Annotated in this window: 12 protein-coding genes; 4 read left to right on the plus strand and 8 right to left on the minus strand. The window is 66.2% G+C overall.

Annotation, left to right across the window (positions count from 1 at the left end):
• Positions 1-122 precede the first annotated feature (122 nt).
• The 4 genes from LC039_RS15925 to LC039_RS15940 are packed head-to-tail and all read left to right on the plus strand — an operon-like array spanning position 123 to position 4034.
• Entirely contained in the window at positions 123-1286 is a 1164-nt protein-coding gene (locus LC039_RS15925; protein WP_226626217.1) for an acyl-CoA dehydrogenase family protein, read from the plus strand.
• Positions 1286-2395 (plus strand): CaiB/BaiF CoA transferase family protein, encoded by a 1110-nt coding sequence (locus tag LC039_RS15930; protein WP_226626219.1) that lies wholly within the window; start codon positions 1286-1288, stop codon positions 2393-2395. The genes LC039_RS15925 and LC039_RS15930 overlap by 1 nt, the downstream gene beginning before the upstream one ends.
• A 2-nt stretch (positions 2396-2397) precedes the next feature.
• Positions 2398-3252 (plus strand): MaoC family dehydratase N-terminal domain-containing protein, encoded by an 855-nt coding sequence (locus LC039_RS15935; RefSeq protein ID WP_226626222.1) that lies wholly within the window; start codon positions 2398-2400, stop codon positions 3250-3252.
• Positions 3246-4034, plus strand: coding sequence for an HpcH/HpaI aldolase/citrate lyase family protein (locus tag LC039_RS15940; RefSeq protein ID WP_226626225.1), 789 nt, complete (start codon positions 3246-3248; stop codon positions 4032-4034). The genes LC039_RS15935 and LC039_RS15940 overlap by 7 nt, the downstream gene beginning before the upstream one ends.
• Before the next feature lie 2 nt (positions 4035-4036).
• On the opposite strand, the gene LC039_RS15945 is transcribed toward LC039_RS15940, so the two are convergent.
• From LC039_RS15945 to LC039_RS15980, 8 genes are all read right to left on the minus strand, one after another.
• On the minus strand, positions 4037-4786 hold the full coding sequence (locus LC039_RS15945; RefSeq protein WP_226626228.1) for a class I SAM-dependent methyltransferase: 750 nt from the start codon (positions 4784-4786) through the stop codon (positions 4037-4039).
• 45 nt (positions 4787-4831) lie between these two features.
• Positions 4832-5581: an SDR family oxidoreductase gene (locus tag LC039_RS15950; RefSeq protein WP_226626613.1), complete on the minus strand. Its 750-nt coding sequence runs from the start codon at positions 5579-5581 to the stop codon at positions 4832-4834.
• Positions 5582-5660: 79 nt separating this feature from the next.
• Positions 5661-7130 (minus strand): aldehyde dehydrogenase family protein, encoded by a 1470-nt coding sequence (locus tag LC039_RS15955; protein ID WP_226626230.1) that lies wholly within the window; start codon positions 7128-7130, stop codon positions 5661-5663.
• The gene (locus tag LC039_RS15960) at positions 7127-7807 is read right to left on the minus strand and encodes an ABC transporter ATP-binding protein (protein WP_226626232.1); all 681 of its coding nucleotides are present in this window, start codon (positions 7805-7807) and stop codon (positions 7127-7129) included. The genes LC039_RS15955 and LC039_RS15960 overlap by 4 nt, the downstream gene beginning before the upstream one ends.
• Positions 7807-8586, minus strand: a complete 780-nt coding sequence (locus LC039_RS15965) for an ABC transporter ATP-binding protein (RefSeq protein WP_226626235.1) — start codon at positions 8584-8586, stop codon at positions 7807-7809. The genes LC039_RS15960 and LC039_RS15965 overlap by 1 nt, the downstream gene beginning before the upstream one ends.
• The gene (locus tag LC039_RS15970; RefSeq protein ID WP_226626238.1) at positions 8583-9608 is read right to left on the minus strand and encodes a branched-chain amino acid ABC transporter permease; all 1026 of its coding nucleotides are present in this window, start codon (positions 9606-9608) and stop codon (positions 8583-8585) included. Before LC039_RS15970 ends, LC039_RS15965 begins: the two co-directional genes overlap by 4 nt.
• A gap of 9 nt (positions 9609-9617) precedes the next feature.
• Positions 9618-10523, minus strand: a complete 906-nt coding sequence (locus LC039_RS15975; protein WP_226626241.1) for a branched-chain amino acid ABC transporter permease — start codon at positions 10521-10523, stop codon at positions 9618-9620.
• A gap of 166 nt (positions 10524-10689) precedes the next feature.
• Complete coding sequence (locus LC039_RS15980) at positions 10690-11979, minus strand: ABC transporter substrate-binding protein (protein ID WP_226626242.1); 1290 nt, start codon at positions 11977-11979, stop codon at positions 10690-10692.
• Positions 11980-11985: the final 6 nt, after the last annotated feature.

Consider the following 11985-nt stretch of genomic DNA (forward strand, 5'->3'; position numbering starts at 1 on the left):
GGCCATAGACTGAGCATATGGCCCCCATGACAAACCCGTATTTCCGCTGATCCGCCGCGATGCGGCAGTCTGCAGACCAAAGCGCCCCTGGGCGCAGGTAAAGCCGACGGAAGGAGAGCGCGTTGCTTCAGCACGTTGAAGAAGATTTTCAGGACATTCGCGACGCAGTGCGCGCGCTCTGCGCCCAGTTTCCCGACGAGTACCACCGCAAGATCGACGAGACCCGCGGCTATCCGGAAGAGTTCGTCGACGCACTGACCAAAGCGGGCTGGATGGCCGCGCTGATCCCCGAGGAATACGGCGGCTCGGGACTGGGGCTGACCGAGGCCTCGGTGATCATGGAGGAGATCAACCGCGCCGGCGGCAACTCCGGCGCCTGCCACGGCCAGATGTACAACATGAACACGCTCGTGCGGCATGGTTCCGAGGAGCAGCGCCGCCGCATCCTGCCCAAGCTGGCCTCGGGCGAGCTGCGCCTGCAATCCATGGGGGTGACCGAGCCGACCACCGGCACCGACACCACCAAGATCAAGACCACCGCCGTCAAGAAGGGCGACCGCTATGTGATCAACGGGCAGAAGGTTTGGATCAGCCGGGTGCAGCACTCCGACCTGATGATCCTGCTCGCCCGCACCACGCCTCTCTCGGAGGTGAAGAAGAAATCCGAGGGGCTGTCGATCTTCCTCGTCGACATCAAGGAGGCGATGGGCTCGGGCATGGAGGTCCGCCCGATCCCCAACATGGTCAACCACGAGACCAATGAACTCTTCTTCGACAACCTCGAGATCCCCGAGGAGAACCTGATCGGCGAAGAGGGCAAGGGCTTCAAGTACATCCTCACCGGGCTCAACGCCGAGCGCACGCTGATCGCGGCAGAATGCATCGGTGACGGCTACTGGTTCATCGACCGGGTTGCGAAATACGTCGGCGAGCGCACCGTCTTCGGCCGTCCCATCGGTCAGAACCAGGGCGTGCAGTTCCCCATCGCGGAAAGCTATATCGAGGTCGAGGCCGCCAACCTCATGCGCTACAAGGCCTGCGCTCTCTTCGACGAGGGCAAGCCCTGCGGCGCCGAGGCCAACATGGCCAAGTATCTCGCAGCGAAGGCCAGCTGGGAGGCGGCCAACGCCTGCATCCAGTTCCACGGCGGCTTCGGCTTCGCCTGCGAGTACGACGTCGAGCGCAAGTTCCGCGAAACGCGCCTCTATCAGGTCGCGCCGATCTCGACCAACCTCATCCTGTCCTACGTCGCCGAGCACGTGCTCGGCCTGCCGCGGAGCTTCTGATGACCCTCCCCCTTGCCGGCCTCAAGGTCGTTGCCGTCGAGCAGGCGGTGGCGGCACCTTTCGCCACCTCGCGTCTTGCCGATGCCGGCGCCGAGGTGATCAAGATCGAACGTCCCGAGGGCGACTTCGCGCGCGGCTACGATGCCGTCGCAGCGGGGCAATCGAGCTATTTCGTCTGGCTCAATCGCGGCAAGACCTCGGTCGCGCTCGACCTGCGGTCCGATGGCGGGCGCGCGGAACTGGCGCGGCTACTCAAGGATGCCGACGTGCTGGTCCAGAACCTCAAGCGCGGCGCGCTTGGGCGACTGGGCTTTACGCCCGAGCGCCTCGCCCGCGACTACCCGAAGCTGATAACCTGCTCGATCACCGGCTATGGCGAGGGTGGTCCCATGGCAGACCGCAAGGCCTACGACCTGCTGATCCAGGCGGAGTCGGGGCTCTGCTCGATCACCGGCGGCCCGTCAGAACCAGCGCGCGTGGGCATGTCCATCGTCGATGTCGCCACCGGCGCCACCGCCCATGCCGCCATTCTCGAGGCGCTGATCGCGCGAGGGATCACCGGAAAGGGCACGGCGATCACCATCTCCATGTTCGACGTCATGGCGGAATGGATGACCGTGCCGCTGCTCAACCACGAGGGCGGCAAGACCCCGCGCCGCGTCGGTATGGCGCATCCTTCGATCTCGCCCTACAGCGCCTTCGAGACCCGCGACGGCCAGCTCATTCTCATCTCGATCCAGAGCGACAGGGAATGGCGGATGCTGTGCGAGCACTTCCTGCAGCGCCCCGAGCTTGGACGCGATCCGCGCTTTGCCACCAACGTTGCGCGGGTGGCAAACCGTTCCGAGACCGATGGCCTCGTCGCCGAGGCCTTCGCCCGGATGAGCCACGACGAGGCTATGGCCGCGCTGGACAGGGCGGATGTGGCCATGGCATCGGTGAACGATATGGCAGGGCTTTCAACCCATCCCCACCTGCGGCGCATCGAGGTCGACACGCCCAACGGGCAGGTGTCCTACCCTGCACCTGCCCCGCGCGTTGCCGGAGAAACCCGCAGCTACGGTCCGGTGCCGGGCCTGCCAGCGCCGCATCTCGAGACGGAGAATTGAGCATGAGCGAAACCATGACCGATCCGGACATCGACATCGACGCCCTTCGTCGCTGGATCGGCCGGACCGAGACCCGCTCGGAACTTCTGACGCCTGCGCTTGCCGAACGTTTCAACGCCACCTTCGGGCGCAACGGACCACTCGACGACGGCGCCGAGGCGCCCCTGCTCATTCACCTTTGCCTCACCCAGCCAGCGGTGCCCGCAGGCGAACTCGGCCCGGATGGACATCCCTCGCGCGGAGGCTTTCTGCCGCCGGTTCCGCTGCCCCGTCGCATGTGGGCCGGCGGTGCCTTCACCTTCCACCGTCCGCTGCGCCTCGGCGCGACGGTTACGCGGCTTTCGACCATCCGCGACGCAGTGCTCAAGCGTGGCCGCACCGGCCCGCTCTGTTTCGTCACCGTCGAGCACGAGATTTCAGACGGCGATGGCCCCGCGGTCACCGAGCGCCAGGACATCGTCTATCGCGGTGTCGATACCGGAGCGCCAAAGGCCGAGCCCGACGCCGCCGCGCCCGGCGCGCACCGCAAGGAGATTGCAGCAGATCCCGTACTCCTGTTCCGCTACTCCGCGCTCACCTTCAACGGCCATCGCATCCACTATGACCAGCCCTATGTCACCGGTGAGGAAGGCTACCCCGGGCTGATCGTGCACGGCCCGCTGCAGGCGACGCTGCTGGCCCAATATGCCGCCGACCTGCGTGGCGCGATGCCTTCCGAATTCCGCTTCCGAAGTCTGTCCCCGCTTTTCGACACGGCGGACTTCACGCTGAACGCGCAGGACACCGCGGAAGGCATGAGCCTCTGGACCTCGCGGCCGGATGGGCCCGTCGCGATGGAGGCAATCGCCCGATGGTAAGCCTCGAGACGCTCCGCGCCCCGCTCTTTGTGCCCGCCAACCGCCCCGACCGCTTCGCCAAAGCGGCGGCTTCGGGCGCCTGCGCGGTGATCCTCGACCTCGAGGACGCCGTGGCGGTGGAGGCCAAGGACGCGGCCCGCGCAGCGCTCGCCTGCGATTTCACCGATCTTCCCGTCCTGGTCCGGGTCAACCCCGCCGCCACGCCATGGCACACGGCGGACGTCGAGGCCGCCGCCGCCCTGCCCTTTGCCGCAGTCATGCTGCCCAAGGCGGAATGCCCGGATGCCGTCGCCGAGGTCGCGCAGCGGGCGGGCCGTCCGATCCTGCCGCTGATCGAAAGCGCGCGCGGGCTTGCCGCCGCGCGCGAGATCGCCGCCTGTCCGGACGTGCCACGCCTCGCCTTTGGGTCGATCGACTTTTGCGCCGACATCGGTTGCGAGCACCTGCGCGAGACTCTGCGCTCGGTGCGGCTCGAACTGGCCATCGCCTCGCGCCTCGCCGGGATCGCCGCGCCGATCGACGGTGTCACCACAGACCTCTCGGACCCCGAAATCACCGAAGACGACAGCCGCCATGCCCGCAGCCTCGGCATGACCGGGAAGCTCTGCATCCACCCGCGGCAGATCGCACCGATTCGGATCGGCTTTGCCCCGACCGCCGCCGAAAGGGACTGGGCCGCGCGCGTGCTGGCCTCGGGGGACGGGGCGGTTGCCGTGGATGGCGCCATGGTCGACGAGCCGGTGCGCCTGCGCGCCCGCGCCATTCTGGCGAACGCGGGCTGAGTTCAGCCTGGAAGCTTACGCAGGACCCGGACCATGTGCGGCTGGGTGAGCTGGTAGGGCGCCTCGTCGCCGGCGGGCTCGGCCCAGTGCAGGAAGTCCCGGGTTACGGCCTCGGGATCAGCTTCGATGAGGGTCCGGCGCGCAGGATCCGCCGCGCAGAGATAGGTGACAAAGGCGTCTACGGACGCGAAGCGGCTGATCCGGTCAAGCTGCACATCCTCCACGGTCTCGCAGCGCTGACCAGCACCGAAGCGATCCAGAGCCGCGCGCGCCTGCGTGCGCACCTCCGTTTCGTCGTCAACCCGGCGCATCGCCTCGAAGAAGCTGCCCCTAGCCAGCGGCTCGATGACCACAAGCACGCCGCCCGGCCGCAGCAGGCGCCATGCCTCCGCGAGCCCGGCGTCCAACAGCTCCTCCGGAACATGGTGCAGGGAATTCAGAAAAACCGCCGCGCCGAAGCTGCCCGCACGCGCGGGGACGGCCTCGGCCCCCGCCTGCAGAAACTCGGCCCCCGGTGCCCGGCCCCGGGCAATCTCCAGCATTTCTGCCTGCGGGTCGACACCGGTGACGGCGTAGCCGCGACGTACCAGCGCCGCTGCGAGATCACCCCTGCCGCAGCCAATGTCGATGACCCGGCGCACCTCCTCGGAGGCAAGCACACCGAGGATCTTGGCCGTTACGACGCTGGTCTCGGGCGTCGCCCCCTGCCCCGTCGCCTGGCGAGTCGCGTCGAGCATCTTGCGGCTTGGCATGGGTCTTCTCCTCTGGCCTGGGGGGTACCGGGACGGGATCCCGGATCAGACAGTTCTGCCGCCGTCGACCTCGAGGATCACGCCGGTGATGAAATCCGCCTCGTCCGAACCGAGATAGAGCGCGGCATTGGCGACGTCGCGCGGTTCGGAGAAGCGACCCATGGGGATCGTCGCGAGGAACTTCTGCCGGTTTTCTGGGGTGTCAGGCATGCCCATGAATTGTTCGAGCAGCCCGGTGACCCCCATGACCGGCGCGATTCCGCAGACCCTGATCTTGTCCGGCGCCAGCTCGACCGCCAGCGACTTGGTCATGATGTTCACCGCGCCCTTGGACGAGTTGTACCATGTCAGGCCGGGCCGCGGACGGATGCCCGCCACCGATCCGACATTGAGCATCACGCCGCCACCCTGCTTGCGCCAGAGCGGCACGCAGGTCTTGGTCATGTGGAAGATCGACAGCACGTTGATGTCGTAGATCCGCCGGAAAGTTTCTTCGTCGGTTTCCATCAGCGGCCGGTTCGGGTTGGTCCAACCGGCGTTGTTGACCACAATGTCGAGACTGCCGAAAGCCTCGCTGGTCTGCGCCACCGCCGCCTCGACCTGGTCGGACTTGGACACGTCGCAGGTGACCGCGATGGCGTTCGGCCCGAGCTCCTCGGCCACGGCGCGGGCGCCATCGGCGTTGAGGTCGGCCACGGCGACCTTGGCGCCCTCGCGGATATAGACCTCGGCGATGCCCTTGCCGAAGCCCGAGGCCGCGCCGGTGATCATAGTTGTCTTGCCCTGAAGTCTCACTTTCATTCTCCTAGCCATGTCTTTCAGGCCGGCCCCGGGGGCCGGCGAAACCTGTCGCAATGTCCTGCAGCCCCGGCGCTCAGCCGTGGTTGTTCACGACCGTCTTGATGTGGGAAAACTCCAGCAATGCCGCGAAGCCCTTCTCGCGGCCGTGGCCGGATTTCCGGATGCCGCCGAAGGGCAGCTCGACACCGCCACCCGCGCCGTAGCCGTTAATGAATACCTGCCCGCAGCGCAGCGCCTTGGCGACACGTTGCTGCCGGGCGCCGTCCTTGGTCCAGACTGCCGCGACCAGCCCGTAGTCGGTGCCATTGGCGATGCGGATGGCCTCGGCCTCGTCGTCGAAAGGGATCATCGCCAGCACCGGGCCAAAGACCTCCTCTTGCGCGATCCGCGCTTCCGGCGCGCAGGGGCCGAAGATGGCGGGGGCAACGTAGTAGCCGCCCTCGGGCGCGTTCGCCGCGATCCCGCCCCGCGCGATCAGCGGCGCATCGGCCTCTGCGATGTAGCCCTCGACCCGGCGCTTCTGCTTCGCCGAGATCAGTGGACCGAGCACCGCCGCCTCATCCGAAGCGCTGGCCTCGATGCCCTCGAAGGCGGTCTTCAGCTCGGACACGACTCGGTCCCAGAGGCTACGATGCACCAGCGCCCGCGTGCCCGCCGAACAGGTCTGCCCGCCGTTCTGGATCAGCGCTTTGACGACCACAGGGATCGCCGCGTCGAGATCAGCGTCTTCGAAGAGGATCTGCGGCGACTTGCCGCCCAGTTCCAGCGTGCAGCCGATGAAGTTCCGCGCCGCCGCGGTCTGGATCATCACGCCCACCTCGGGCGAGCCGGTGAAGGAGATGAAGTCGATGCCGCGGTGCTCAGACAGCGCCTTGCCGGCGACATCGCCGCGCCCGGTGACAATGTTGAGAGCGCCGGGCGGGAAGCCCGCCTCGACCGCCAGCTCGCCGATGCGCAGGGCCGTGAGGCAGGCGTCCTCGGCGGGCTTGAGCACCGTGGCATTGCCCATGGCCAGCGCCGGGGCTACCGAGCGGCCGAACATCTGCGCCGGGTAGTTCCAGGGGATGATGTGGCCGGTGACGCCATGCGGCTCGCGCTGTACCTCGACGTTGTAGCCGGGCTGGAAGGGGATGATCTCGCCATGCACCTTGTCCGCCGCGCCGCCGTAGAATTCGAAGTATCGCGCGGTCACTTGCATGTCGGCGCGCGCCTGCACGATGGGTTTGCCATTGTCGGCGGACTCGAGCTGCGCCAGTTCCTCGGCATGCTCGAGGATCAGTGCCGAGAGCTTCAGCATGAGCCGGCCGCGTTCCGCCGCCGAGAGCTTGCTCCATGCGCCGCCGTCGAAGGCAGCACGAGCGGCGGCAACTGCCGCGTCAACGTCCTCGAGGCCACTGTCAGCAATCGTGGTGAAGGGCAGGCCATCGAGCGGCGAAAGCACCTCCATCTCGGTGCCCGAAGCGGCCGGGAGAAAGTCGTTGCCGACGAGGTTCAGGGGTTTCGGCAGCACGAGGCTGCGCGAGCTAACAGGGAAGTCTTTCATGCACTTTTCCTTTCCGGATCGAGCGACCCTTCGCCGACCTCGCCGCGTTCGATGACCAGCGTCCGGCTGGCGAAACCTCGCAACAGCGAGGGGTTGGATTCAGTAATGATGAGGGTGATGCTGCGGTCGCTGTCGCGCAGGGCGCGCAGCGCGTCGGCGTAGCGCAGGGCCAGTGCCGGTGCGAGGCCCTGGAACGGCTCGTCCAGCATCACCAGCTTCGTGCCGAGCATGAGCGCCCGGGCAAGGGCGACCATCTTGCCCTGCCCGCCCGAGACGTTGCCTGCAGGGCGTCCCGCCATTTCCTTCAGCTCGGGCAAGATGTCGTAGACCTTGTCCAGCCGGCGCTTCGTCTCCGCGGCGCCGAGCCGAGCCGCATCGGCGGGCAGCAGGATGTTCTCCTCGACGGTGAAGGCCGAAAACAGCCGCCTGTCTTCGGGAGAGTAGCCGATCCCCAGTCCCGGGCGCTTGGGTGGCGCCACCGAAGTCAGCGGCTTTCCATCAAAGAGAAGCTCACCGCGCACCTTTGTGAAGCCCATGATCGTGCGCAGCAGCGTCGTCTTACCCGCGCCGTTGCGTCCGATCAGAGCAAGCGTTTCGGCCGGATCGATGCGGAAGTTCAGGTCCCGCAGGATCTCGATGATACCGATCGAGGCGGTCACATTGCGAAATTCGAGCATCAGGCCACCTCCTCGCCGATGACATCCCGGATCACGTCGGGGTGTTCGAGTATCTCTTCCGGCGTGCCGCGCAGTTGCACGTTGCCAGCGTTCCAGACCGCCACTTCGTCGGCGTGGCGGGCGACGATGCCCATGTCGTGCTCGACGAAGACCGAGGTGACCCCGGCCTCGGCGAGCGCGCCGACGAGGATCTCCATCACTTCGTGTTTTTGCGACGAGGCCACGCCCGAGGTCGGCTCGTCCATCAGCAACAGACGCGGTTTCAGCGCCAGTGCCACGGCAATGTCGATCAGCTTGCGCTGCCCCTCCGAGAGCTCGACCACGACCCGGTCCGCCACATCGGTGCAATGCACCAGATCCAGCAGATGCATCATCTCATCACGCTGGCGAATGTTGTGCAGGTTCTGCAGCGGGTTGCGCAGCCCCTCGCGGGCCGAGGCCGAGATCAGCAGGTTCTCGAGCGCGGTGTGCTCGGTGAACAGCTGCGGGATCTGGAAGGCGCGCGCCACGCCGCGCCGCACGATCTTGCGCGGCGGCAGCGGGGTGATGTCCTCGCCCTCCAGGAAAACCTTGCCCGAGCGCGGCTTCAGCCAGCCGGTGCAGATGTTGAGGAAGGTTGTCTTGCCCGCGCCGTTGGGGCCGATGATGGCGAGGTTGCGCCCGGCCTCGATCTGCATCGAGACATTGTTGGCCGCGGTCACGCCGCCGAACTTGATCATCAGCTCGCGCGTCTCCAGCAGCGGCGGCTTGGCGGCATTCGGCATGTTCATTGCGTTCATTCTGCGTTCTCCCTCGTGCTGGTTAGGCTCTTGCCGCCGCGGTGCATAAGCCCGTCCGCGATGCCCATGATGCCGCCCGGCGCAAAGAGGATTATCACCAGCAGGAAGGCTCCGAGCAGCATTTGCCAAATGTCTCCGGCGTAGGCCGAGGCATAGACCCGCACGATCTCGTAGATCAGTGCACCGATGAAGGCCCCGCGCACCGAGCCCGCGCCGCCAAGCACGGCGATGAAGACCATCTCGGCCGAGCGCACCCACCAGACGTATTCCGGTGTCACCACGCCCTGGGTCATCGCCATCAGCGAGCCGCCGACACCACAGAGGATCGCCGACAGCAGGTATCCCGACAGAAGTACGCGCTTGGGCGAGAGCCCGAGGTATTCGAGGCGCGTCTCGTTGGTCTTGATTGTCTGGAAGACCTGACCCACCGGGGAGGCGAACCAACGTAGCGTGAACCATCCCAGCACAACCATAAGCGCGATCGATAGGTAGAAGATCACCGCCTCGAATCCCGCCCGTTCGAGCGCCATGCCCAGCACCGTGGGACGCGGGAGGCGGATGCCGTCGGCGCCGCCGGTGACGTGGTAGAACTTCTCGAGGATGGACCAAAAGATCATCGAGAATGCGAGGTTCAGCATTCCGAAGAAGATACCGCGGTAGCGCACCACGAAGAGCCCAACCAGCAGCCCGCTCAGCGTCGCGCCGATGACGCCTGCTATCAGCACGAGAATAAGGTCCGCCGCCGGAAGCGAGGCCATCAGGAAGGCCCCGGCATAGGCCGAGATACCAAAGAACAGCGCGTGTCCGAAAGACACCTGGCCAGCCCGCAGCAGCACGGTCACGCCGAGCACGGCAATGCCCTTGGCCAGCGCGAGGTTGATCAGAAGCTGCATCGAGGGCGCGATGAAGGGCACCGCTGCCAGCAACAGCACCGCCAGAAGCGTCAGCAGCGCGCGCAGCGAGGGCATGCCGCCGGATTTGACGGCGCCCCGTGAAGTGGAGTGTTGGGAAATATCGCTCATGTCGCGTCCTCAGATCTTGCGGGCGACAGGGCTGCCGAAGAGCCCCTCGGGGCGGACCAGCAGGACCAGCACCATGATGAGATAGGGCACAAGTACGGCAACCTCGGGCCAGACGTAGACGGCGAAGGACCGCCCCAGGCCGATCATCAGCGCAGCGATCGCCGCGCCGCCAATCTGTCCCAAGCCCGCCGTGGCGACCACGGCGAAGGACAGCACGATCATGTCTGCGCCCATGCCCGGCAAGATCGAGGTGGTGGGCGAGGCGAGCGCACCTCCGAGCCCCGCGAGCACCGCGCCGACGACGAAGGTGAACAGGAACACGCGGTCGGCATCGATGCCGATGGATTGCGCGGCCTCGCGATCCTCTGTGGTGGCGAGGATGAGCTTGCCGATCACCGTATGGCGCAGGAAAAAGCGCAGCCCGAAGAGCAGGCCGATCGCGACCAGCGGCAACAGGATCAATTGGTAGACCGTGTAGGTCACGCCAAAGAGCGTCACGTTGCCAAGCGCCTGCAGCGCGCTGGCCCGGAAATAGGGCTGCGTGCCCCAGACGAGACGCTGAACGTCCTCGAGGATCATGAACACCGCGAAAGTGACCAGAAGCTGCAGCACCTCGGGCTTGTCGTAGATGCGCCGCAGCAGCAGCCACTCGATTGGTCCGCCCAGCAGCACGCCCACCAGGACCGCCGACACGAGCATCAGCGGGAAGGCAAACACCGGGGCGAAGCCGAGCGCGAGGAAGAAGCCGGTCAGCGAGACCGTGGCATAGGCCCCGATCGCGTAGAGCGAGCCATGGGCTACATTCAGGATGCGCATCACGCCGAAGATCAGGGTCAATCCGAGCGCGACGATGAAGACCAGCGCCGCGTAGGAGATTCCGTCGAAAAGCGCGAGCAGGAAGATGGTCAGGTTCATGAGACCGCCTCTTGTTGGTGGGCCGTTCGAATGTGTCGCGGGAGAGCGCCCGGGCGCTCTGAATGGCCCAAATCGGCCGGCAACCGGCCTGGGTCGTCAGATCAGCCCAGCACGAACGCCGGCCATGTCGAGAGCCCGTCCGGCGCGTGCGCCGGACGGGAGCGCATCAGTTCTCGTAGGTTTCGACCGACAGCGCGTCGGCGAAGCTTGCATCGAGGCCCTTGATCCAATCGATCGAAGTCTCGCCCACCGGAGGCAGCAGCCCTTCGCCGTCGAAGATCATGATGTTCTCGAGCGTCGCGAACGGGTACTCGCCGGTCTGCGCGCTGGTGCCCATGAGCTGTGACTCGACGCCCTGGTGATCCTCGCGCAGGTGCAGCGCGCGGCCGAGGCCCTGAAATTCGAGTCCGTCGAGCGCCGCCAGCAACTGCTCCTCGTCCGGCCAGTCAACGCCGTTGTCGGCAATAGCCTTCTCGTAAGCGGTCTTCAGCGCCGAAAAGGCTTGGCTGGCATGGAAAACTGAATAGACGGGGATGTCGCCGGTTGCTTCCTTGTATTGCTCCATGAACCCTTTGAAGTCGGGGTCATCGCGGCGCTCGGGGTGCAGGAAGTAGTGATCGCCGCGCGCGCCGACGATGTGGCCTGCGGGCAGGCTGCTGCCGAGACGCTCGAGCGAGCTTTCGGCCAGCGGCAGCACGAAGGTCGAGGTATTCATCAGCCCGCGCTGGAAGGCCTGCTGCACGAAGGTGTCGAGATCGCCGCCCCAAGAGGTCGAGAGCACCACGTCCGGACGCAGCGCCTGCAGGCGCGAAATCTCGGTCGAGAAGTCCGGCGCGCCAAACTTGGGAAAGAACTCGCCCACCACTTCCACGTCGGGCTTCATCACTTCGAGCGCGGTGTGGAAGATGTCCCAGCTGTCGCGGCCCCAGGCGTAGTCCTGGTTCACCACAGCGATCGTCTTGAAATCGGGGTGGGTCTTCAGGAGGTAGGCCACAGCCGCGAGCATCTCGGACGTCGCGTTGCCCTGCGGGCGGAAGACGTAGTCATAGCTGCCTTCCTCGAAGATGCGCTGCGTGCCGCAGTCCCACATCAGGTTCGGCACCTTCAGGTCCTCTGCCAGCGGCGCGAGGGTCTGGCAGTTGCCCGAGGAGATCGAGGCGAGCATCACCTCGGCGCCCTCTGTCTGCGCCACGCGGCGGTATTCCGAGGTCAGCGCCTCGGCGCCGGCGCCCTCGTCGATGTAGGTCACTTCGATGGGCACCCCGTTGATGCCGCCCTCGGCGTTGAGGTTCTCGACAAAGATGTTCATCGCATCGCGCGCCGGAACGCCGAACACCGAGGCCGGGCCGGTCAGGAACGTTGTCATGCCGATCTTCAACGCCTCGGGCTTGTCCGCGGCCATCGCGGCCAGCGGCATCGCCACGCAGAGCGCCGATGTGGTCAGTAGCTTCTTCATGTTGGT

Source organism: Alloyangia pacifica, from assembly GCF_020524285.1.
In the GTDB taxonomy this organism is placed as follows: Bacteria; Pseudomonadota; Alphaproteobacteria; order Rhodobacterales; family Rhodobacteraceae; genus Salipiger; species Salipiger pacificus_B.

Excerpts from the sequence above, each read along its gene's own strand:
- LC039_RS15965 (WP_226626235.1), bottom strand. The coding sequence starts at position 8,586 with ATGAACGCAATGAACATGCCGAATGCCGCCAAGCCGCCGCTGCTGGAG.
- LC039_RS15970 (WP_226626238.1), bottom strand. The coding sequence starts at position 9,608 with ATGAGCGATATTTCCCAACACTCCACTTCACGGGGCGCCGTCAAATCC.
- LC039_RS15980 (WP_226626242.1), bottom strand. The coding sequence starts at position 11,979 with ATGAAGAAGCTACTGACCACATCGGCGCTCTGCGTGGCGATGCCGCTG.
- LC039_RS15930 (WP_226626219.1), top strand. The coding sequence starts at position 1,286 with ATGACCCTCCCCCTTGCCGGCCTCAAGGTCGTTGCCGTCGAGCAGGCG.
- LC039_RS15960 (WP_226626232.1), bottom strand. The coding sequence starts at position 7,807 with ATGCTCGAATTTCGCAATGTGACCGCCTCGATCGGTATCATCGAGATC.
- LC039_RS15975 (WP_226626241.1), bottom strand. The coding sequence starts at position 10,523 with ATGAACCTGACCATCTTCCTGCTCGCGCTTTTCGACGGAATCTCCTAC.
- LC039_RS15945 (WP_226626228.1), bottom strand. The coding sequence starts at position 4,786 with ATGCCAAGCCGCAAGATGCTCGACGCGACTCGCCAGGCGACGGGGCAG.
- LC039_RS15935 (WP_226626222.1), top strand. The coding sequence starts at position 2,398 with ATGAGCGAAACCATGACCGATCCGGACATCGACATCGACGCCCTTCGT.
- LC039_RS15955 (WP_226626230.1), bottom strand. The coding sequence starts at position 7,130 with ATGAAAGACTTCCCTGTTAGCTCGCGCAGCCTCGTGCTGCCGAAACCC.
- LC039_RS15940 (WP_226626225.1), top strand. The coding sequence starts at position 3,246 with ATGGTAAGCCTCGAGACGCTCCGCGCCCCGCTCTTTGTGCCCGCCAAC.